Origin of the sequence: Enterococcus malodoratus ATCC 43197 (assembly GCF_000407185.1) — a bacterium.
Lineage (GTDB): Bacteria > Bacillota > Bacilli > Lactobacillales > Enterococcaceae > Enterococcus_A > Enterococcus_A malodoratus.
Genome location: NZ_KE136483.1, coordinates 124,026 through 145,270 on the forward strand (window position 1 = coordinate 124,026; position 21,245 = coordinate 145,270).

Sequence of the window (21,245 nt, forward strand, 5' to 3'; positions counted from 1 at the left end):
TTCCAAGATAGATAGTTAAAATGATTTTGATTTAGGAGGACTACAAATGATATTTGATTCTCATACGCATTTGAATGCAGAGCAATTTGAAAACGAAATTCCAGAAACGGTCGAACGAGCACGAGAACTGGGCGTGACAGAGATGGCGGTCGTCGGGTTCGATACGCCAACGATTGAAAAGAGTTTGGAATTAAACCAACAGTACGAAGGGATTTATTCCATCATCGGCTGGCATCCCACAGAGGCGGGAAGTTACACAAAAGAAATTGAAGCGGATTTGATCAAAAAATTGACCTTGCCGAAAGTAGTAGCGTTGGGTGAGATCGGATTGGATTATTATTGGATGGAAGATCCGAAAGAGGTTCAGGATAAAGTGTTCCGTCGCCAAATCGCGATCGCTAAAGAGATGAACTTGCCAATCAGCATTCATACACGTGACGCGATGGAAGATACCTATAAGATTCTGAAAGAGGAAGATATTCGCGATATTGGCGGTATCATGCACAGTTTCAGCGGCAGCGGCGAATGGGCAAAACGTTTCTTAGATTTAGGGATGCATGTCTCGTTCTCAGGTGTCGTGACTTTCAAGAAGGCATTAGATGTGCAAGAGGCTGCGACCATCGTGCCAATAGATAAATTATTAGTCGAAACGGATGCACCGTATTTAGCGCCGATGCCGTATCGCGGCAAACGCAACGAACCGGGCTATACTCGCTATGTCGTTGAAAAAATTGCAGAATTACGGAATTTGCCAATGGAAGAAGTGGCACAGCAAACGACAGAAAACGCCCATCGTTTGTTTAGGATTAATGCCCATGACTAAAGAAAAAATCGAAGAGATCATCGTCGTTGAAGGCAAAGATGATACTAAACGGTTGAAGGAAGTTTTTGACGTAGACACGATCGAAACACGGGGATCAGCTATCAATGAAGCGATCCTAGAACAAATCGAACATGCACAAGAAACACGTGGTGTGATCGTCTTTACCGATCCTGATTTTTCTGGTGAAAAAATTCGTAAGACGATCATGGAGGCAATTCCGGATGCACAACATGCTTTTTTATCGAGAAGAATGGCGGCACCGCAAAAACGCGGCGCTAGTCTTGGGGTAGAGCATGCCAGTGATGAAGCGATTATTGACGCCTTGCATAAAGTTGTGACACCAGCGGAGAATGATGATCCAAAAATAGCTAGACAAACGCTGTTGGATTATGGTTTAATAGCGGGAGCTCAAGCCCGTGAACGCCGTGAACGGCTGGGTGATGAACTGAAGATTGGTTATACGAATGCCAAACAATTGGAGAAACGTTTAACGATGTTTCGAATCACCGAAGCACAACTGCATGAGGCAATGAGGAAAGTAGAGGAAACTTTGTGAACAAAGATATAGCAACACCTTCGAGAACCCGAGAAATCCTGCAAAAACATGGATTCTCTTTCAAGAAGAGTCTTGGTCAGAACTTTTTAACTGAACCAAATATTTTGAATAAAATCGTCGCTACTGCTGAGATTGATGAACACACTAACGTGATTGAAGTCGGTCCAGGAATTGGCGCATTGACGGAACATCTGGCGCGCGCGGCCCATCAAGTATTGGCTTTTGAGATCGATGATCGATTGATTCCAGTTCTAGCTGATACATTGAGCCCTTATGATAATATCAAAGTCGTGCATAACGACATTTTAAAAGTTGATTTAATGAAGGAAACAGCATATTTTGATCAAGCAGGTCCAATCAAAGTTGTAGCGAACTTGCCATATTACATCACGACACCGATCATGATGCATATTTTAGAATCTGACCTTGCTGTTGATGAGTTGGTGGTCATGATGCAGCGGGAAGTAGCGGATCGGATTTCAGCTAAACCGGGAACAAAGGCCTATGGATCATTATCGATCGCCGTACAATATTACATGGAAGCAACGACTGCTTTTATCGTGCCGAAGACGGTATTTATTCCGCAGCCGAATGTAGATTCTGCGATTTTACGTCTCGTTCGCCGAGAAACGCCAGCGGTCGAAGTAACGAATGAGAAGGAATTTTTCAAATTGACTAAATCCGCCTTCATTTTACGACGTAAAACATTGTGGAACAATCTATTAAATAGTTATGGCAAAGATGAGGCCAAGAGAGCTTGGCTAGAAACCAGTTTGCAGCAGGCTGAGATCGATCCAAAACGTCGTGGTGAAACCCTTTCGTTAGAAGAATTCGCCCGTTTGTCTAATGCGTTGGAAGCAAATAGACAAGGATAAAAAGGGCTTCGGCTCTTTTTGTTTTTTCATTAAATCCCAACGAAATTTGTCAATTAAAACTCAACTCCCCTATAATAGAAAGGGACATAAATTTTTTACTTGGAGGATACGATGAAAAAATTCCTAATTGGATTAGTCATTATAGCTGTGTTAGGCACTGGCGGGTATTACGCCTATACAACCTTTTTCAGCAAAGAGGATACACCGAAACAAGAAACACGTAAAACTACGATCAAGAAAGCAAAAGAGCCGGAAAAATCTGGCGAGACGATCAAAGCCAGCGATTACAGCGATTCCGGCAATTGGTTGGCGAAACCAACAGAAATCACTAGCCAAGCGGATGTCTTCATGCTTTATCCAACAGCCTATGCACAAAAGGATAAAAATTCATCACCTGTAGCGAAAATCGATAATGCGACGATGCGTGCAGGGGCGCAAGTATTCCTAGCGACTCAGGGATCGGCTTTCGATACTAGTGGAAATATTTTCGCTCCATACTATCGACAATTAGATGCAAATTGGCTGTACTCAAAATCAAAAGCAGAACAGAATGAATATGTGGATGGTATTCCAAAAGCTGATGTTTACGCGGCTTTTGACTATTACATTAAACATGAAAATAATAATCGTCCCTTTATCTTAGTGGGGCATTCTCAAGGGGCGCGCATGATCAAAGCTATCATGTATGATTATTTCAAAAATAATCCTGGTGTCAGCGACCGCATGATCGCGGCGTATGTACTTGGACAATCGGTGACACAACAAGAAATGAACGACAATCCGCAAGTGAAATTCGCAACGGGCCCAGATGATACTGGTGTAGTTGTTTCGTATAATACGGTCTCTCCTGATTTTACTGGAGAATTGCCAACATGGGATGAAGGTGCATTAGCCATCAACCCAATCAACTGGAAAACGGATGGGACGCCTGCGACCGCAGCAGAAAACTTAGGTTCTTATGTACGAAATGACAGCGGAGATTACTCGAAAGAAATGAATCTTGCTGACGCGACTGTCGATGGAACAAGAGGTTTAGTTGTTTCTTCAACCGTGGATAAAGCAAAATACGAAATGCCGGAAAGTACGCGCAAACTTTATCCAGCCGGATCCTACTTAAATAATGATATCAGCTTCTATTATTACAACCTGCAGCAAAATGCAGAAAACCGCGAAGCGCAATACTTTGCGACGCATCCGCAGCCAGCGGCTGATCCGAACCAACAAAGCACACAAACATCAGATGCGGCTCAACAGCCTGCACAATAATATTTCTTAAAACTGTCTATCAATTTTGGTAGGCAGCTTTTTTTGTAAAATTATATAAATGATTTCACTTATTATGTGAATTTAAAAATGAGAATAAAAGTGCATAAACGACGTTGATTGATAATTTAAAAATTATTTTTATCCATCGATCTCGCTTTGTAAGAAGAAAATAATCTTTAAATCAAGATTTTTTAGAAATAATATTTCTTTATTGGAATTAATATCATATAATTTTTTGTTAATTAATAATATTGTAATGGAATTATAGTGGAAATGACACTATTTCTTTGTTCGTAGTAATTGGAATATTAAATTGGTGGTGCCATTTGATATAAATAGAAAATTGAAAGGGAGTTTTTTATGGAAAAAGGGATGAAGATCATTTTATTAATTAACGAAAATCTTTCGAATACAAGAAAAAATTTTTTTCATGTATCAGAAATGAGGAAATCTAGGCTTATTTGCGATCAAAGAATCGAAGGAGCCTCTGATGGTAAAACAGTTTAGCAAAAAATTATCGCGTCTTGTTTTTATAGGGTTGATTTGTTTATTTCTTTCGCCCTCACCGGTCAAGGCGGAGAATACACAAAGCCCAACAGGTTTTACAGTTGAGAGTGTCATTCCAGAAAATCAAGTAGATACAACGAAAACCTATTTCTATTTGAAGATGACGCCGAATATGCCTCAAACGATTCAAGTGAAGGTGCGAAGTACGCAAAAAGAAGCAGTCACAGTCAAATTGACGATTCATGACGCAATTAGCAGTTCGAATGGAGCAATCGATTATGCCAATAGTGATCCGAAGTTAGACAAAAGTTTAAAACAACCGATTACCGAATTGGTCACTATTAGTGATAAGCAAAAAGAAGTAACCGTAGTTAATTTTGAAGAAAAAATCGTTGATTATCAGATACAACCGCCCAAGAATTTTTTCTCAGGGATCAAGCTGGGGTCTCTGCGCTTTGTAAAAAAAGGTGAAGATGAGAAGCAGAGCGGTTTGACGACTGAATATGCCTATGTGATCGCCTTGATGCTCACGGAAGATGGCGAACCCTTTAATCAAGGAGCGAATTTGGCTTTAAAAAAAGTTGATTTAATACGCTCTAAAGGGAAAAAAGTGGTGGCAGCAACGATCCAAAATGGTCAAAGAAATGACGATCAAAGGAAGTATCAGACGTAAAGGTGAAAATAAGACACTAGATACACATGAAATGAAGGATTTTTCAATTGCACCAAATTCTAATTTTGATTTTGAGGTTCCCGTGAAATTAAAAGACTTTCGTACGGGTACGTATGTATTTACAGGTTCCGCAAAAGAAAATGGCCACACTTGGCGATGGACAAAGGAGTTTACAATTGACTCAGACAAGCTTGAGAAGATGAAAGATGAAGCTGCGCATCAAGTACACGTTCCAACATGAGGAACGTGGGCGGCACTTAGCTTGGTTGCTGCATTGTTGGTTTTAATCGGTTATCTTGTCAAACGTCAGCGTCAATGGAAAAAATAAGGAGAGTGAACAAAGTGATAAAAAAGAAATACGGACTAGTATTGGTTGCTTGTTTAAGTATGTGTTTCCCGATCCATTCATGGGCAGCAGATGAAGCAACGACAGAGGTTGGCATTGGTTTTGCTGATGAAAGTACAAATGGGGAGGATCCTGGCAAGGAAAAACCAAAACCAGAGGATCCGAAAAAAGAAGATCCAAAGCAAGATGAGAATAATACAGAGGATTCAAAAAAAGTAGGATCCAATCAAGAAAAAGTAACGAATGTGCTGCCTTCGACTTCTCGAAACGTTTCTACGTATCAATCGGGAAAAGGTACTTTGCCGAAAACTGGTGAACAAGACATCCGGATGTTCCAATTTCTTGGATTTGGCTGTATAACTGCCGTTTTCTGGCTATCACTATATTTCCATTTCAAGAAGGAGGGCAACCATGAATAAAAAAATATTTTCAATGCTGAGTGTAGGGATCATGGTGACATCATTATTCCCGACTGCATTCGTTGACGCGGAGACTGTTGAACATACGACAGCAAGCGAAACAACACTATCCTCAATCGCGGAAGATCCATTAAAAGACAAGAAAAACAAGGCAGAAGAGCAAGTTTCTGCTGAAACAGAAACGGACTCAGAAGCAGCGGCCGCTGAAGTCGTTGAAGAAACAAAAGACACTAAGGAAGCAACGGAAGAATCAAAAGAGGAAGTAAGCAGCAAAGAGAAAAAAGGTGCGACGACTTTAGTTGAAGGTGTCGATATCGACGCAGATTTTGCACAGGCTTTAAGAACTGATTCGCTGGCAGGAAATTATTATGCTTCTTGGTCTGGTTATGGTAAAAATGAAAATGAGTTGACTATTGAAGACATGGAAAAATTGACTCAAATTCATGTTCAAGAAAAATCATTGACCAGCTTAAAAGGGATTGAATATGCGGTAAATGTAAAGATAATAAATTGTTATACCAATAAACTAACGGATGTAGATCTTAGTAAAAATAGTTTTTTGGAGAAATTTGTTGCCAACGATAACCAATTAACAAATCTTGACGTTAGTAGCAATAATGCACTAAGAGAGCTTTATTGTTTTAAAAACCAGCTGACTTCATTAAATTTGGACGGACTAACTAATTTAGAGGAGTTAACTTGTTACGGTAACCAATTGCCGACTTTAGATGTAAGTACAAATACCGGATTATTGAAACTAACTTGTTATAGTAATCAATTACCTACAATTGATCTGTCTAATAACAAAAAATTACAGCATTTAAATATCAGTAAAAATAAATTGCCATCTTTGGATGTTAGTAAAAATATCAACTTAACAACACTTTATTGTTCCTCGAATCAATTGCCGTCTTTGGATGTGAGCAAAAATCTGGCGTTAAAATTTCTAGTCTGTGCTTGGAATGAAATTCCAGATCTAGATGTAAGTAAAAATAGTCAACTGATCGACTTGGCTTGTTCTTTCAATAAACTAACTACATTAGATTTAAGTCAAAATCCGGATTTGAGAATGCTCCAATGTTATGTGAATAAGCTTACTGAGCTCGACATGAGCCATAATCCTAAATTAGAGATTCTATATTGCAATGACAACGATTTGACTAATTTGGATGTATCTCAGAACCCTGTATTGGATAATTTACAATGCGGCAGTAATGAATTAACTACGTTAGATGTCAGCAACAACGTAGAATTAACCACATTAAGCTGTTTTAGTAATCATCTTAGTGATATCACAAACATGAACGGATTAGCGAAACTTGCTACCTTAGAAGCTCCAAACCAAACAATTCGAATTCCAGTACCTGTTGTAACAGATAATAAAGCAACCGTGGATGTCTTGAAAACCACCGCTCATGCAGGGTTAACTGCTTCTAATGGTTTCGCAACAAGCGCTGTTAAACCAGAACCGGGCTTCACAACAACTGGTAATGTGATCGAATTATCGAATGTCACAAGACTTGGTTTGATCAATAAAGGGATTCGCTTTGATTATGCGGGTGCGCAATTGTCAGAAGGAAATAATGGCGCGTCAAATTCCTTCTCTGGAACAATTTATTTTGATGCAGTGAGTGAGATAGAGAATGAATTGGTAGCTGATCAAGAAAAAGTGAAAAGTGGGGATACCGTTGAATGGACTGGGACGCTTACGAGCTTCTTGCCGAAAAAGGCTGAAAACATCCATGCAGTACTTGATCTGCCAAGTGGCTTAACAATCGACCCTGACAGCATCAAAATTGATGGTGTGGCAGCTAGTCTAAAAGATATTGATGGAACCAACAATCTTGGTGATTTAGATCAAGATGAAAAGAAAGTCATTACTTTTAAAACAAAAGCGGAAGGCGCGATCGATGAAGAGTTGGAAGCAAAAGGAACCGTTGATTGGGAAGACGATACAATCAGCAGCCCATATTCTAAAGAGGTTAAAGGTTCTGTTCAAATCCAAAAAGAAGATGCAAGCAAACCAGGTGAAAATGATGACGATATCGCGTTGTTAACCGCACCAACAGCCTTTAATTACGGCGTTCAAAAAATTCAAGGGAAAGAAACTACCTATACATTGAATCCAGATGCTTATAAAGAGGATACTGACGTTGTAACAAATGGTTTTTACACTCGTATGAAGGACGATCGTTCGACCAGCACGGGATGGGATCTAACAGCGCAGCTGTCAGATTTTACAGACAGCTCCGAAGAAGTAATGCCTAACAGCAGCGGTGCGGCGGTGAAATTTGACGATCTAACGATTGAAGCAATTGCGAACCGTGATACTCCGCAAGAGGCGGTAGATACTTCAGCAACGGATGGACCAAGTACTGTTAAGGCTTCAGAAAGACTGATCGCAGGAGACAATGCGAAAACATTAGTCTCTGCTAAATCAGGTGAAGGAAAAGATACTTGGCAATTGCGTATCCCATTTGAAAAAGTCTCTTTGAACTTACCAGCAAATGCCGGAAAAAAAGGCAGCAACTATAAAGCAAAATTGACTTGGTCATTAAACGACACACCATAAAGCGCTTTGAAAGTAACAAACGATGACCTATGTGGTTAGGCGTATTTGGCATGATTGCGGTAGTAGGGCTCCTTAATTTTATTACCTTCTATATTAAAGATAGTCGTCGCTAAGTAGAGCAGCAAAGACCGCTTGTTTTGCTTGTAGATTGTGGTTTACTCTTTGTGCGTTGATAGCGACAGTAATGTTCTATTTCAATTAGTAGAACCAAATAAATTACTTCTTGTCTAAATAACCAAGGGATGTTTACGTGAGTAAGCATCCTTATACATAGGAAGGCAGCAGTAAATAAGAAAGAGGTGACAAAATGTTTCGAATTCTTTTATTAACAAAATGTCCTTATGCAGGATTGCAGAGTGAAAAAATTATAAGAAAATTAGGATATGAGGTCTTTTGTAGTGCGAGTTTACTGGATATGTTGAAGAATCGAGAGCTTTCCATTGACTTCTTACAAAAGTTTCAGATTATTCTGTTAAGTAATACGATACCTAACAAAGAAGTGATTGAACTATTAGAAAGAATAAAAGGACACAATTCAATCGTCATACAAATGGTTGAAAATCATCCAGTAGAAGAAGAGTTGAGCAAGAAAGTCAAACAGGGAATCCATTATCATTTGTCCGAACAGGCTACTTTGGAAATGATCAGAGAGGCTCTAAGTTTAGAAGGAGAGATACATGTAGATGGAGTCAATCGTTCGCATTCCTCGTTTTCAGGTGAGACAAATCTTTTGAGTCAGTTGACCCTGACTGGACAAGAACGAAAAGTGTTGCATGAGCTGATGGAATCGAGTGGACAGGTTCTTTCACGGAAAGAACTATGCCAAAGAATTTGGCAAACAGAACCAACAAGTTCTAATCAGTCGCAATTATCGCTACTGATAAAGAAAATCAAGAAAAAAATGGACGATGCCAACTTAGACAGCTCCTGTGTTCGAACATTGTGGGGCAAAGGGTATCTATTGGATAGCGATCATTTAAGAAAAGTATCGTCCAAATATTGAATGAACTGATGAAGTTTTCATAGTAAAAAAATACCTTCTCGTATTATTATTAAAAAAAAGAACTAATTAATCCAAACTCTTATCCAAAATAGAACGTAAAACAGTTTCTCTTAATTCAATGGAATTTACATTATTTTCAATTTCGTATCGCTGAACAAGCAAGTCGCACAGGTACAATTGAGAGATTTTTCCTGCCAAGGAAGCACCGTCTAGGAACTCTTCAATGGCGGTTTGCAGCACAATATCGGCTAGTTGCGCGATTGGTGATAGCTGATAATTTGTAATAGCAATTACCTTGGCCTTATTTTTCTTTGCGATATCCATTGAATCATAGGTATCTTTGGTTCTGCCTGATAATGAAAATCCGATAACCAAATCTTTTTCTGTTAACAAAGAGGCAATCTGTGCTTGAAAATGTGGATCGATCACTGCACGAGATTGAACACCAACACGCAGCAGCATAGCTTCGAGATCATTGCCGGTATTGCCGCTGGAGCCTACACCAAAGATGTAGATTTGATTAGCATTTGTGATCAATTGGACCGCCTGTTGAAGTTTTTCGCTATCCAGACGCTGATTCGTCGTTTTTAACGCATTGTTGATCGTTTTCGTCCGTTTATCAAAAAGGTCGGATTCCTGCGAGTCTTCCTGCTGTTTGCTGAAATCCTCTTTGGCGATCGCGATTTTCAAATCAGAAAAACCTGAGAAACCAATTTTTTGGCAAAAGCGAATAATGGTTCCGTCGCCGACCTTCGTCGCTTCTCTAATGTCGCTCATGGTACTGTGCACGATTTTTTCACCGCTGGACAAAATGTAGTCAGCGATTTTTTTTTCTGATTTTGTCAGAGTTGAGTAGTTTTCTTGGATCGTATAAGTAATAGCCATTCTTTCTCCTTTAGTCAATGCATTGTCAATTCAAATTATACGTCAAAAAAACTTTTTTTTCATTTTCTATTTACATTTGTGAAAGCGCATGCTATATTTTTGGAGTAATAATCCAAAAATATTTATGAATGGAGTGAAAATGGAGCGTGAATAAAAAAGAGTTTTTGCGCGCTGTTTCAGGCGGCTTAATTGTTTCTTGCCAAGCGTTGCCAGGCGAACCGTTATATACAATGGAAGGAGGGATCATGCCTTTAATGGCGCTAGCAGCAAAAGAAGCGGGTGCGGTTGGCATTCGTGCCAATACAGTGAGAGACATTCTGCGAATTAAAGAAAAGGTTGATTTACCTATCATAGGAATCATCAAGCAGACGTATCCTGAGTCGGATGTGTTTATCACGGCAACAATGAAAGAAGTCGATGCATTGATGGAAACCGGCGTCGAGGTTATTGCGCTAGATTGTACTTTGCGTCAACGTCCGGATAATCAGTCAGTCAATCAATTTATCAAACAAATCAAAGAAAAATACCCAGAGCAATTATTTATGGCTGATATCGCGACTTTTGACGAGGGAATCAATGCTTGGCAAGCCGGAATGGACTTTGTAGGGACGACTTTGAGGGGCTACACCAAAGCAGATGCAACATCGAATGCTGAGTTGGTAAAGGCTTTGGTGGATGAAGGCGTATCGGTTATTGCCGAAGGACAAATTCATACACCAGCAGAGGCCAGAAAAATACAGGATCTAGGAGCTGTAGGAGTTGTTGTCGGTGGAGCAATTACACGACCTAAAGAGATTGCGGAACGCTTTATTCAAGCGTTGAAGGAAGAAAGTTAGTCACTTTTTTATCAATTCACTCAGTTGGAAAGTCATACATGTAAATTAAGGAGGAGAATAGAATGTTTAAAAAGTTTTCACAGTTAGGGCGAGCGTTTATGCTGCCAATCGCTATTTTGCCGGCGGCCGGATTGCTGTTGGGGTTAGGCGGGGCACTGACGAACGAAAGTGCAGTAGCTGCTTATCCATTTTTAAATCAACCGTGGCTGCAAACGATTCTTAGCGTCATGAGTTTTGCCGGGAATGCTGTTTTTGCTAATCTAGCATTGATTTTCGCGATCGGTATCGCAGTTGGTTTGGCCAAAGGAGATAAAGGGACAGCAGGTTTAGCTGGGGGTGTCGCATTTCTAGTCTATACAGCTACAATCAGCGGGTTATTGGAATTGTTCTCTGCTAAAGACGCTAGTATCGACACTGGTGTAGTCGGTTCAATCGTCATTGGGGGAACCGTTGCTTTCTTGCATAACCGCTATCGGAAAATCGAGCTTCCACAATTTTTAGGATTTTTTGGTGGATCACGTTTTATTCCGATCGTTTCTTCGTTTAGCGCAATTGCGATTGGTTGTGTCTTCTATCTGATTTGGCCGCCGATTCAAAATGGCTTGGTCGTGGTTGGTCATCAAGTGGCACAAATGGGGAGTATCGGTTCATTCTTTTATGGCTTCTTGCTTCGGTTGACGGGGGCAGTCGGATTGCATCATACGATCTATCCAATGTTTTGGTACACTTCTTTAGGTGGAGTGGAAACGGTTGCTGGCCAATCGATTTCCGGCGCACAAAATATTTTCTTTGCTCAATTAGCGGATTCTAGTCATACTGGCTTATTCACATATGGAACGCGTTTCTTCGCTGGACGATTTGCAACAATGATGTTCGGGCTGCCGGCCGCATGTTATGCGATGTACCGGGCGATTCCCAAAGAAAACCGCAAGAAAAATGGCGGCTTATATTTTAGCGGTGCGTTGACTTCTTTCTTAACTGGGATCACCGAACCGATTGAGTATATGTTCTTATTTGTAGCTCCATGGTTGTACGTGATTCATGCTTTTCTTGATGGGCTGTCATTCTATTTTGCTGATATCTTAAATATCCGCATCGGAAACTCATTTTCTGGCGGACTGATCGACTTCCTTTTATTTGGTGTTTTACAAGGAAATGATAAAACAAACTGGATAAAAGTGATTCCATTTGGGATAGCTTGGGCACTTATTTACTTTTTTGTATTCAGTTTCTTTATTAAAAAATTCCGTGTAGCTATACCAGGAATGGAAAATGATGAAGACGTCTTAAATGAGGTCGATAATTCGGGTTCAAGTACTTTGCAAGAAGAAGCGTGGCAAATCATTGAAGCGTTAGGCGGAGATGAAAATATTGAAACGGTCACCGCCTGTGCGACACGATTGAGAGTTGCGGTGAAGCAAGGGGATCAAATTCAGAAACCGGTCTTTAAAAGGTTAGGCGCGACCGCTGTTTTTGAAGTTCAAGGCGGGATTCAAGCCGTATTTGGCGGAAAAGCAGATTTGTATAGTCAAGAAATCAATCAATTATTAGGTCGCGATGATTGATACGAAGGATTGGAGAATGAAGAATGTTTGATTTATTCAAAAAGAAAACGACAGATGCTTTCTTTGTACCTGTTGATGGTCAGTTCGTGCCATTAAGCGAAGTGGCTGATCCTGTATTTTCGCAAAAAATGATGGGGGAAGGCTACGGTATTCAACCGACATCCACAGAAATCTATTCACCAGTCAAAGGTGTGGTGACGACTATTTTTCAAACGAAGCATGCGATTGGGCTGACAGGACATTCGGGGACAGAAGTTTTGATCCACATTGGATTAGACACTGTGGAACTTGCAGGTAAACCTTTTGAAGTTCATGTTCACGAGGGACAAAAGGTTGATGAAAAAACGCTGCTGGTGACCGCAGATTTTGAGCAGATTCGAACTGCTGGTAAAGCAGACGTTGTCTTAACTTTATTAACAAACGGTGGAGAAAGCTTTGATTCACTAGAGAAGAAGTCGTTGAAGCACGGCGAGTTGCTAAAAAAATAAAATTAAACCGCTCAACCTAAGAAAACTTCTTAAGGTTGAGCGGTTTTTTATAGCTAAATGATTGGTAATAAAATTAGGGTTTTACCAATCAAATAGGGGGCTGAGATTAAACGTAATCTTGAACGGCCGTCTTACTTTTGACCGCTTGAGAGAAATCAGTAAAGATCCGATTCGTGATATCAATGCCTTTTTCGCGGGAGATATACCAGCAAAAGACTTGGAAAGGAACGATTGCCAAATATGGCGCTTTGAACTCATCTGGGCAATTTCCTAAAGCTAGTGTATTCTCATCCTCTGCTTCATTTGACCGTAGGGAAATAGTGAAGACATGCTGAGTATGCTTTTGTTCGTAAGCTTTCAATAGTCCCGCTTTTTCAATGATCTCAGGTTTTGCCGGAGTCTCAATGAAAAATAAACGATGCTCAGAGTTAAGCTCTAGGTAAGGCCCGTGCATGAAGGCTTCTAATTCAACGCCTGTTGAAGGGACGCGAATGGTCTCAGAAAATTTGGTTTCCATTTCTTTGGCAGTTCCAACCGCTGGTCCATAGGCGATCGAAGTAAATCGCTGAGCCAATTGAAAGTCTTTCCGATGACTCTCGAAGAATGTCGTTGATTGTTCAATCACGTGATTAAAACGACTAGTCAATTCTAGAAACTCTTTCAGCTCATCAGTTTCTTGCTGAGAAGTGATCAGCCCTTTTTTCACTCCGATTCTTAGACCTACTAACATCAAAGCCAAAACGGTTGCAGAAAAGCCGACTGTTACATAACCAACTCGTTCACGACCTGAAAGGATATCCAATGTGGAGGTTGTGACTTTAGTGATCTCGCTGTTTGGAATACTTGTAACCGCCATGGTGTGGACGGCATGATGGTTGGTGATCTTGTCCATTGCTTCAATGGTCGATGTGCTTTGACCGCTTTGCGAAATTCCTAAAACAACCTGAAGCTGCGGATCAATTTTTTCGTAGTGAGTGAAATTATAAGGCTCTTCAATCGCCAATTTTATATTTGCCATTTTTTCAATATAGTATTTGGCGCTTTTCGCGGCGTTGATACTGGAACCTGTGCCTAAAACGAGCCAGTTTTCATTATCCAAGCTCAGTCCATTAATAGCAGCATCGATATTCGTGGGGTAAGCATTGATCGCGGCCGTTAATATTTCTTGTTCTTCTAAAATGTATGACAACATTGTAGGTTTAGACATCGTTTAGTCTCCTTTATATTTAGTAAAAGTAATCCAGCAGAAATTTGGCGATGCCATCTTCTACATTGGTTTTCGTGATAAATTTCGCGTGACGTTTCAGTTCGTCGACCGCATTGCCCATCGCAACACTGACACCTGAAGCCTGCAGCATTTCCAAATCGTTTAAGCCATCCCCAAAACTGATAATGTTTTTTTGCGGGACTGCCAGATTTTTTCGGACAGCTTGGATCGCGGTAGCTTTGTTGACCCCTAAAGGAATCAGTTCGATATTATTCGGGTGAGATGAGGAGACGGACAAGAGCTGACTTTCTTCCAAAAATTTCCGGACGATCTCAAGCTCTGCCTCCCGATCATCTGCAATGATTATCCCATTAATGATGCGAGGACTGACCGCCATCAAAGTTTCCAATGAATCAATAAATAGAAAATCTTCTTCAGTGTTGCCGATCCGCGATTGATCATTTTTTTGCAGATAACTCGGAAGCTGCTGAGTATAAAAAATCGTATGCTCACCGAAGAAAAACATCGGCAATCGATGTTCGGTCATTGTTTGATAGACGAACTGAAGAGCTTCATCTGATAATCGATTCTTATGGAGTGTCTCATTGATCGAATACACGCTGCCATTTGAAGCGATCACTTGAGTCTGCTCATTCAATCGTTTGGCAATTTCACTTGCTGAAGAGTATTTTCTGCCAGTAGCGACATAAAACTGGTGGCCGGCTTGTTGCAGCTCACTGACGACCAACTTCGTGCGAGCCGAAATCTGTTGATCTTTAGTAACGAGAGTGCCATCGATATCCATAAAAATTAAGTGTTTATCCATCTATTTTTGTATCCTTCCAATACCGCAGGATTCCCGAATAATCAATTCTGGTGAATGAATTTCTAAAGTATCCAACGGTTCTTCATTAATCATTTTCAAAAGATTGGTAACAGCCAATTTACCAAGAAACTGGTTATGCTGATTGATGGTCGTAATTCTAGGAATCTGATAATCGCCGTCAGGAAAAGCATCGCAGCTGGCGATTGCGATATCTTTTGGACAGGATAGACCATGATCGGCTAAGGCACGAAAAGCACCTAGAGCTACTCGGTCATTGATCGCTAATACCGCATCGGGAAGTGGACCTTGTTTGATGAGTGTATCCATATTTTGATAGCCATCTTCTGTATAAAAATCACTTAGAAGAATCAGTGACGGATCAAAGGTACTGTACAAGGAAATCACTTTCTCGAAAGCTTGAACTCTTTGCGTCGTTATTTTGACGCTAGGCTCCCCGCCGATAAAACCAATGCTTCGGTGACCAAGAGCCAACAGATGCTGCACAGAAAGAAAGACACCTTTTTCTAAATCCCGTTCGATAAAGACGTAGCTGCAGTTTTCTTGCTTTTGTCCAATAATCAGGACAGGTACTTGGCTGTTCAGCTGTTCAAGTGTATGCAGATATTCTGGATTTGGTTCATCTCGATCGATTTCTCCCCCGAGAATCAGTACGCCATCGACCTTCTTCTCAAAAATCGTATTGAAGGTATCTCGTTCAGCGAAACTGCTGTCTGCTTTTTTTTGACGGCCAGCAGTCATAGTATTAAAAAGTAAAAGGGAATAGTTTTGTTCAAAACTAGCCAGCTCGATTTCAGAAACCAATGAAGTAAAGTAAGGGTTGGTGATATCCGAAACAACTACTGCAAGGGTTTTCGTTTTATTGGAAATCATGCCGCGAGCCAACATACTTGGTTGGAAACCTTCTTTTTCAATCACTGCTTGGACCTTGGCCCGTTTAGCAGGTGAAACGGAAGGGTGATTATTCAAAACGCGGGAAACTGTCGAAACAGACACACCGCTTTCTTTTGCAATTTCTTTAATTGTTATTGTCTTTTTCATGAGAGAGCGCCTCCTAGAAATTAGTTTAGGGGAGGAGTGAAAAAAAAGCAAGATATTTTTGGTAACGTTTCTAAATGTCCAAAAAACTGTTGACAGCAAGAATACTCACAGGGTATTATGACTCTTGAAAACGGAAACATATTATTTCTATTTGGTAACGTTACCAGAATTTGAGGTGTAGAATGACACAAACGGTTTTAGCAGTTGATCTAGGCGGAACCAAGATATTAGTTGGTGAGGTCATGCCTGCTGGGGAGATTCTCGCGAGTGAGAAATACCCATCAACAGTAGTCGATCAGCGAAGTGCAGCAGAAAAAATAAAAACAGCAATTAGAAGTTACTTACAACAGCATGTCATTCATGGCGATTTAATCGGAATCGGTATTTGTGTCGTAGGTCGGGTAAATACGGAGCAAGGAGAATGGCTGGAGATTCATCCGAGTCTTTCTGATCCGATCTTTTTAGCTGAGGAAATCACCCAAGCTTTTCAGCTTCCGTGCTGGCTTACAAATGATGTATCCGGAGCGGCTTTAACAGAAAGTATCTTAGGCATCGGTCAGGAAACAGGAAACTTTGTGTATATCAATATTGGAACAGGCATTGCTGCCCGTGTGGTCGCTGATAATCATGTGATCAAGGGTGGAAATTTTAATGCTGGCGAGGTAGGTCATATGGTCGTGGACATGATGAGCGATGATCTTTGCAGTTGCGGCAGAAAAGGCTGTGTTGAACTGTTTTCTTCGGGTTTGGGCATGCATAACCAGACAGTGAAGTTTGCCTCAGAATACCCAGATACGATTTTAACGATCGAAGAGGACAGACGTGTAAGCTTTCAAGAGCTGATCACAGCCTACGAAGCAAATGATCCGCTAGCTAAAAAAGTTGTGGATCAATCATTGCGCGCGGTGGCGGCATTAACGATGAATTTGATTCGAGTAAGCGATCCAGAAGCAGTCATTTTTGGCGGCGGTGTAATGAATGACGGCTGGTTTTTGAATCATTTGGTAACGTTTCTAAATGCGAAAACGATCCGCTTTGTAACGAAAGGTATGCGTGTGACGGCACTTGACCCGAATGAAGTGGCCCTAAAAGGCGCTGCAACATTAGCATTTATTATGGAGAAAGGAGTGAAAACTTATGCATGATTTTAAACAAGCGGTAAAGGCGACAGGCTATATTCATCGACCGTTGCCATTGGACAATGATCGTTCATTTGAAAAACAGCAATTAGAAAAAGAAGTGATAGCGAGCCGTCGACGGTTGACTAACAGCTTTGAAAATTGGCAGCATCGCGGACGAGGTGAGATCAAAAAAACCGAGGAAACCGTCACTTTGTTGAGTGCTGCTCGTTATGATACTTGGCCTGAAGGTGCAGCAGAGGATGGAGACTATATTAATTTCGGTGAGGTCGGGGCGTATCTGCCAATTCAAAAAGAAGACTGGACAGAATTTACTCAAATCAAGCTGGATGTCTCGGCTGACTGTCTCAATGCGGTTAATCCGAATATCACGATCACATTGGAAAATGACGGGGAGATCAAAATTCCGGATATCTATAATCGTGAAGGAACGCATGTCATTAATTTAGAAGGACAGGAACAGCACACGTATGTCTTGGACATCAGTAATTTGCCAAGAGACGTGGTAACCGGCATTCGTATTTTTAGCGGAGCAAATGGTTCTTATATGAATTTGAAAGGTCGGCTCAGCTATACTATCAGCAAACTATTTTTAGAGAAAAATCTGCACAGTACCTCTGCTAAGGGGTGGCAAGTACCAAGTAAGGAAATCATTTTTTCACATATCGGCTATCATCCCGATTATTCCAAAACAGCAATTATCAACCACGAAGATTTTACAGCGACAACTTTTGAACTAAAAAGGGCCGATCAAGTTGTATTTCAAGCAGAAATTCAAAAAGCATCAACAGCAAATGGCACCTTTGGGCTGTTGGATTTTTCAGCTATCACTGAGCCAGGCAGCTATTATCTGCAAATAGATGATATTAAAACGCCAGATTTCCAGATCGGAAAAGTTTCGACCTTAAAATTCGATTCAATTTGGAAGTCGTTGAACTTTATTTTCTGTGAACGCTGCGGTTGTCCAGTCCATGGGATTCATGGAACGTGCCATGAAGACTTAACCGTGGAATATAAAGGTTCGTTAGTCAGTTTTAATGGTGGTTGGCATGATGCGGGCGACCTTTCACAGCAATTAGTTCAAACGGCCGAGGTGACCAGCAGTTTATTTGAAACAGCGGAAACGGTTAAGGATCAGCCGGATCTGTATCTGCGGTTAATTGAAGAGGGCGAGTGGGGAATTGATTTTATTTTGAAGACGCGTCTGGATGAAGGATATCGGGTGACTAGCGCCGGTATTACTCGCTGGACTGACAATCGTATCGGCACGATGGATGATGCCGTACCGCGAATTCACAACAGTCCTTATGACAATTTCTTGATCACGGGACTTTTGGCGAAGATCATCAAATCCTTACCGCAAGATTACGCGATGAAAGCACAGTTGATGCAAGTAGTAAAAGAAGATTATCACTATGCTTTGGCTGGATTTCAAAAAACGGGATTTAAGCATGAGCCGATTTTTTGGGAGCATACCTATAATACGTCAAAGAGTACTTTCTTAGCGACGATGGCATGGACGGCTGCTCTAATGTATCAGTTGACGGAAGAGGAAGATTATCGAGAACAGATGACGGAATGGTTTGATGGTTTGCTTTCTTGCCAAGAACAAGCCGGTCTTGAGTTATCAGATGGCACTCTTCTTAATGGGATGTTTTATCGGGATGAAACGCATAAGGTCTTTCAGCATTTCAATCATCAAGCTCGGGAACATTTGTATGCTTTAGCTTTTGAAGAGGTTTTGGCGGCTTCGCCAAAACGTGAAAAAGGCGATGAGTGGCTTATCCAGGCAAATAACTACGCCGATTATTTGGACTATTTGGGTCAATTTACCGATCCATATCCAATGTATGCCAGCGGAATTTATCACGAAGACGAATGGCAGGATAAAGAAAGTTTCTATAAACAGCATTTATTAGTAGATGACGAAGCAGAAACGAGTTATCAGGAGCAGTTAAAACAGGGGATAAAAGTTGGTGAAGGATTATATATCAAACGTTTCCCTGTATGGTTCTCTTTCCGCGGCAATAATGGCATCTTACTTTCGATGGGAAAAAGCGCCGCTGTGATGGGACGCATACTGGATCGCCGAACACTGCTGGACAAAGCTCATCAACAACTCCAATGGATGGTCGGGAAAAATCCGTTTGGACAATCTATGATCTATGGCGAAGGATACAATTATCCGCAGCAATACTCGGTTTCTTCTGGAGAAATCACAGGTGAGATGCCTGTTGGGATGCAGACATTTGGCAACGAGGATCAACCTTATTGGCCTCAGTTCAATAATGCGACGTATAAAGAAGTGTGGGTTGGTGTTGCAGGCAAGTGGTTGTCATTAGTAGCTGATTTAATTAAATCTGAAAATAAGGGAGATTAAAACAATGATGAAAGATGGCACATTCAACAAAGAGGCTTTAGGAGAAAAAGTAGCTTATTATGCGAACAAGCTGGCTAGTAATCGTTTTATTGCCGCGATTCGAGACGCGTTTGCCAGTACCATTCCGATCACCATCACCGCCGCATTCTTTTTGTTGATAAACAATGTTTTGCTGACAGAAAAGACGGGACTTTTGCGTGGGATTCCAGGTCGTGCAATAATCTCTGAGATTTGTGTCCAAGCTTACAATGGTACTTTAGGAATTTTAGGATTGATGGTCACGTTCTTAATCGGGTTACGCTTGGCTCGTTCTTATGATGCCGATGGCGCGCTTGAAGGAATTGTTGCACTAGCTTCTTATGTCGTATTAGTTCCTAATGTGATCAATATAACGGGGCCAACGGACAAACCTTTGAAACTGCGGGAGCATTAACACAAACTTATACCAGTGCTTCAGCAATGCTATTAGGAATCATCGCCGCGCTAGTGAGTGTACCGATGGTGGTAAAATTGACGAATAATTCACGGTTGAAGATCAAAATGCCAGACAGTGTTCCGCCAGCAATCGCGAAATCTTTCAATAGCTTGATCCCGACCGTGTTAACGATCAGCGTATTTGCAATCGTTGAAGTTGGCTTGCGTACAGCAACTGGGTTGACGATTCCAGAAATCATTATCAATATTTTGCAGGCGCCATTAGTTGGCGGCTTCCAGACATTGCCAGGTATTTTATTGTATGTATTCTTATCAACCTTTGTCTTTATCTTTGGTATTCATGGTGCCTTTGTCTTTGGTGCGATCTCAGGTCCAATTCTTTTAACTTCCTTGCAGCAAAATGTAGAAGCAATCAATGCAGGTTCTGCTGCACCCAATATCGTGACCCAACCATTCTTAGATGCGTATGTCTATATGGGCGGTGGCGGAACGATGATCTGTTTAGTGATTGCCTTACTGATTTTTTCAAAACGGGAAGATCAGCGTATGATCGCAAAATTGGGTGGGGTTTCAAACTTGTTCAATATTAGTGAACCGATCATGTTCGGCTTGCCGATCGTCTTCAATCCAGTTTATGCGATCCCATTCTGTATCGTGCCGATGGTTTCAACAATGCTGGCCTATCTTGCAACAAGTCTGCAATTGGTGAACCCAACTTACATTTTGATTCCTTGGGTAACCCCACCAGTGCTTTCAGGCTATTTGGCAACTGCGGGCGATATCCGAGCGGCGATTCTACAGCTAGTGATTATCGTGGCGGGTGTATTTATCTACATGCCATTCGTCTTGATTTCAAACAAGATGGAAGAAAATGTCTAGCAAAGAGCGTAACAGAATTGATTTCTGTTACGCTCTTCTTTTTGAAAGAATAAAACTGATGGATAGTAAAAGTATTCCGGTGAAAAACAAGACGAGTTTGGAAGTCATATCTTTTTCACTCAAGGTAAAGAGGTAGAAAATTTTTAAATAGTAGATTTACCTTTACTTCAAAAAAGGGTTTGACAAACGAAGGACTGACCGCTATTCTTAACTTAGATTAATATTAAAACACTATGAGAAAGAAAGTAGAGATAAAGCTTTTCTTCCAGAGAGTCTCGGCAGCTGAAAAGAGACAGAAAAGAGTTATGTTGAAAATGGCTTTTAAGTGGATCTTCTGACTAATTAAGAAGATACGGAATGTTCCGTTAAACAACAGAAGTCTCCCAGCGATGGGGTACTTATCGAGGCAGCAACCGTGAGGAAGCTGCGAATCAAGGTGGTAACGTATATCAATTATGCCCTTAGATAGCTATTCAGCTGTCTAAGGGCTTTTTTGCGAGTTCCAC

At 40.9% G+C, this 21,245-nt stretch carries 20 protein-coding genes and 1 other annotated feature; of the genes, 16 read left to right on the plus strand and 4 right to left on the minus strand.

Annotation, left to right across the window (positions count from 1 at the left end):
• The first annotated feature begins 46 nt into the window (after nucleotides 1-46).
• The 9 genes from I585_RS16075 (at nucleotide 47) to I585_RS22730 (ending at nucleotide 9,040) form a co-directional block, all read left to right on the plus strand.
• The gene (locus I585_RS16075) at nucleotides 47-823 is read left to right on the plus strand and encodes a TatD family hydrolase (protein WP_010740990.1); all 777 of its coding nucleotides are present in this window, start codon (nucleotides 47-49) and stop codon (nucleotides 821-823) included.
• On the plus strand, nucleotides 816-1,379 hold the full coding sequence (gene rnmV, locus I585_RS16080) for a ribonuclease M5 (protein ID WP_010740989.1): 564 nt from the start codon (nucleotides 816-818) through the stop codon (nucleotides 1,377-1,379). Before I585_RS16075 ends, rnmV begins: the two co-directional genes overlap by 8 nt.
• Nucleotides 1,376-2,254, plus strand: a complete 879-nt coding sequence (gene rsmA / locus I585_RS16085) for a 16S rRNA (adenine(1518)-N(6)/adenine(1519)-N(6))-dimethyltransferase RsmA (RefSeq protein WP_010740988.1) — start codon at nucleotides 1,376-1,378, stop codon at nucleotides 2,252-2,254. The genes rnmV and rsmA overlap by 4 nt, the downstream gene beginning before the upstream one ends.
• 111 nt (nucleotides 2,255-2,365) lie before the next feature.
• A complete protein-coding gene (locus tag I585_RS16090) occupies nucleotides 2,366-3,520 on the plus strand; it encodes a DUF3089 domain-containing protein (protein WP_010740987.1) in 1,155 nt (384 codons plus the stop codon).
• Between the two features lie 490 nt (nucleotides 3,521-4,010).
• Nucleotides 4,011-4,700 (plus strand): DUF916 domain-containing protein, encoded by a 690-nt coding sequence (locus I585_RS16095; protein ID WP_010740985.1) that lies wholly within the window; start codon nucleotides 4,011-4,013, stop codon nucleotides 4,698-4,700.
• Nucleotides 4,660-4,941: a WxL protein host-binding domain-containing protein gene (locus tag I585_RS23745; protein ID WP_010740984.1), complete on the plus strand. Its 282-nt coding sequence runs from the start codon at nucleotides 4,660-4,662 to the stop codon at nucleotides 4,939-4,941. Before I585_RS16095 ends, I585_RS23745 begins: the two co-directional genes overlap by 41 nt.
• A gap of 101 nt (nucleotides 4,942-5,042) precedes the next feature.
• Nucleotides 5,043-5,465: an EF2685/EF0750 family sortase-dependent surface protein gene (locus I585_RS16100; RefSeq protein ID WP_010740983.1), complete on the plus strand. Its 423-nt coding sequence runs from the start codon at nucleotides 5,043-5,045 to the stop codon at nucleotides 5,463-5,465.
• Nucleotides 5,458-8,037, plus strand: coding sequence for a WxL domain-containing protein (locus tag I585_RS22725; RefSeq protein WP_010740982.1), 2,580 nt, complete (start codon nucleotides 5,458-5,460; stop codon nucleotides 8,035-8,037). The genes I585_RS16100 and I585_RS22725 overlap by 8 nt, the downstream gene beginning before the upstream one ends.
• 307 nt (nucleotides 8,038-8,344) lie before the next feature.
• The gene (locus tag I585_RS22730) at nucleotides 8,345-9,040 is read left to right on the plus strand and encodes a winged helix-turn-helix domain-containing protein (protein ID WP_010740981.1); all 696 of its coding nucleotides are present in this window, start codon (nucleotides 8,345-8,347) and stop codon (nucleotides 9,038-9,040) included.
• Nucleotides 9,041-9,106: 66 nt separating this feature from the next.
• Here the strand turns inward: I585_RS22730 and I585_RS16115 are convergent, their stop codons facing one another.
• Nucleotides 9,107-9,925: a MurR/RpiR family transcriptional regulator gene (locus tag I585_RS16115; protein ID WP_010740980.1), complete on the minus strand. Its 819-nt coding sequence runs from the start codon at nucleotides 9,923-9,925 to the stop codon at nucleotides 9,107-9,109.
• A gap of 146 nt (nucleotides 9,926-10,071) precedes the next feature.
• Here I585_RS16115 and I585_RS16120 point away from each other — a divergent pair, with 146 nt between their 5' ends.
• The 3 genes from I585_RS16120 (at nucleotide 10,072) to I585_RS16130 (ending at nucleotide 12,814) form a co-directional block, all read left to right on the plus strand.
• Entirely contained in the window at nucleotides 10,072-10,761 is a 690-nt protein-coding gene (locus I585_RS16120) for an N-acetylmannosamine-6-phosphate 2-epimerase (protein WP_010740979.1), read from the plus strand.
• A gap of 62 nt (nucleotides 10,762-10,823) precedes the next feature.
• Complete coding sequence (locus I585_RS16125) at nucleotides 10,824-12,326, plus strand: PTS transporter subunit EIIC (RefSeq protein ID WP_010740978.1); 1,503 nt, start codon at nucleotides 10,824-10,826, stop codon at nucleotides 12,324-12,326.
• 23 nt (nucleotides 12,327-12,349) lie between these two features.
• Nucleotides 12,350-12,814, plus strand: coding sequence for a PTS sugar transporter subunit IIA (locus tag I585_RS16130; RefSeq protein ID WP_010740977.1), 465 nt, complete (start codon nucleotides 12,350-12,352; stop codon nucleotides 12,812-12,814).
• A gap of 106 nt (nucleotides 12,815-12,920) precedes the next feature.
• Here I585_RS16130 and I585_RS16135 read toward each other — a convergent pair whose 3' ends face one another.
• Genes I585_RS16135 through I585_RS16145 form a run of 3 tightly spaced genes read right to left on the minus strand, consistent with a single transcriptional unit; the run spans nucleotide 12,921 to nucleotide 15,906 of the window.
• Nucleotides 12,921-14,021 carry an SIS domain-containing protein gene (locus tag I585_RS16135; protein WP_010740976.1) on the minus strand — a complete coding sequence of 367 codons (1,101 nt, stop codon included), beginning with the start codon at nucleotides 14,019-14,021 and terminating at the stop codon, nucleotides 12,921-12,923.
• A 19-nt stretch (nucleotides 14,022-14,040) separates the two neighbouring features.
• Nucleotides 14,041-14,847 carry a Cof-type HAD-IIB family hydrolase gene (locus I585_RS16140; RefSeq protein WP_010740975.1) on the minus strand — a complete coding sequence of 269 codons (807 nt, stop codon included), beginning with the start codon at nucleotides 14,845-14,847 and terminating at the stop codon, nucleotides 14,041-14,043.
• Entirely contained in the window at nucleotides 14,848-15,906 is a 1,059-nt protein-coding gene (locus tag I585_RS16145; protein ID WP_010740974.1) for a LacI family DNA-binding transcriptional regulator, read from the minus strand.
• A gap of 182 nt (nucleotides 15,907-16,088) precedes the next feature.
• On the opposite strand from I585_RS16145, the gene I585_RS16150 reads away from it, so the two are divergent.
• Genes I585_RS16150 through I585_RS16160 form a run of 4 tightly spaced genes read left to right on the plus strand, consistent with a single transcriptional unit; the run spans nucleotide 16,089 to nucleotide 20,739 of the window.
• Complete coding sequence (locus I585_RS16150; protein ID WP_010740973.1) at nucleotides 16,089-17,051, plus strand: ROK family protein; 963 nt, start codon at nucleotides 16,089-16,091, stop codon at nucleotides 17,049-17,051.
• A complete protein-coding gene (locus tag I585_RS16155) occupies nucleotides 17,044-19,425 on the plus strand; it encodes a glycoside hydrolase family 9 protein (RefSeq protein ID WP_010740972.1) in 2,382 nt (793 codons plus the stop codon). The genes I585_RS16150 and I585_RS16155 overlap by 8 nt, the downstream gene beginning before the upstream one ends.
• 4 nt (nucleotides 19,426-19,429) lie before the next feature.
• The gene (locus I585_RS23890) at nucleotides 19,430-19,858 is read left to right on the plus strand and encodes a PTS transporter subunit EIIC (protein WP_010740971.1); all 429 of its coding nucleotides are present in this window, start codon (nucleotides 19,430-19,432) and stop codon (nucleotides 19,856-19,858) included.
• 26 nt (nucleotides 19,859-19,884) lie between these two features.
• On the plus strand, nucleotides 19,885-20,739 hold the full coding sequence (locus I585_RS16160) for a PTS sugar transporter subunit IIC (RefSeq protein WP_010740970.1): 855 nt from the start codon (nucleotides 19,885-19,887) through the stop codon (nucleotides 20,737-20,739).
• A 224-nt stretch (nucleotides 20,740-20,963) separates the two neighbouring features.
• Nucleotides 20,964-21,205, plus strand: a binding site (T-box leader).
• Nucleotides 21,206-21,245 lie beyond the last annotated feature (40 nt).

Bases quoted from the DNA above. Each gene is read 5' to 3' on its own strand.
- I585_RS16075 (WP_010740990.1), top strand. From the start codon at position 47: ATGATATTTGATTCTCATACGCATTTGAATGCAGAGCAATTTGAAAAC.
- rnmV (WP_010740989.1), top strand. From the start codon at position 816: ATGACTAAAGAAAAAATCGAAGAGATCATCGTCGTTGAAGGCAAAGAT.
- I585_RS16090 (WP_010740987.1), top strand. From the start codon at position 2,366: ATGAAAAAATTCCTAATTGGATTAGTCATTATAGCTGTGTTAGGCACT.
- I585_RS16095 (WP_010740985.1), top strand. From the start codon at position 4,011: ATGGTAAAACAGTTTAGCAAAAAATTATCGCGTCTTGTTTTTATAGGG.
- I585_RS23745 (WP_010740984.1), top strand. From the start codon at position 4,660: ATGGTCAAAGAAATGACGATCAAAGGAAGTATCAGACGTAAAGGTGAA.
- I585_RS22725 (WP_010740982.1), top strand. From the start codon at position 5,458: ATGAATAAAAAAATATTTTCAATGCTGAGTGTAGGGATCATGGTGACA.
- I585_RS22730 (WP_010740981.1), top strand. From the start codon at position 8,345: ATGTTTCGAATTCTTTTATTAACAAAATGTCCTTATGCAGGATTGCAG.
- I585_RS16115 (WP_010740980.1), bottom strand. From the start codon at position 9,925: ATGGCTATTACTTATACGATCCAAGAAAACTACTCAACTCTGACAAAA.
- I585_RS16125 (WP_010740978.1), top strand. From the start codon at position 10,824: ATGTTTAAAAAGTTTTCACAGTTAGGGCGAGCGTTTATGCTGCCAATC.
- I585_RS16130 (WP_010740977.1), top strand. From the start codon at position 12,350: ATGTTTGATTTATTCAAAAAGAAAACGACAGATGCTTTCTTTGTACCT.
- I585_RS16135 (WP_010740976.1), bottom strand. From the start codon at position 14,021: ATGTCTAAACCTACAATGTTGTCATACATTTTAGAAGAACAAGAAATA.
- I585_RS16140 (WP_010740975.1), bottom strand. From the start codon at position 14,847: ATGGATAAACACTTAATTTTTATGGATATCGATGGCACTCTCGTTACT.
- I585_RS16145 (WP_010740974.1), bottom strand. From the start codon at position 15,906: ATGAAAAAGACAATAACAATTAAAGAAATTGCAAAAGAAAGCGGTGTG.
- I585_RS16150 (WP_010740973.1), top strand. From the start codon at position 16,089: ATGACACAAACGGTTTTAGCAGTTGATCTAGGCGGAACCAAGATATTA.
- I585_RS16155 (WP_010740972.1), top strand. From the start codon at position 17,044: ATGCATGATTTTAAACAAGCGGTAAAGGCGACAGGCTATATTCATCGA.
- I585_RS23890 (WP_010740971.1), top strand. From the start codon at position 19,430: ATGATGAAAGATGGCACATTCAACAAAGAGGCTTTAGGAGAAAAAGTA.
- I585_RS16160 (WP_010740970.1), top strand. From the start codon at position 19,885: ATGCTATTAGGAATCATCGCCGCGCTAGTGAGTGTACCGATGGTGGTA.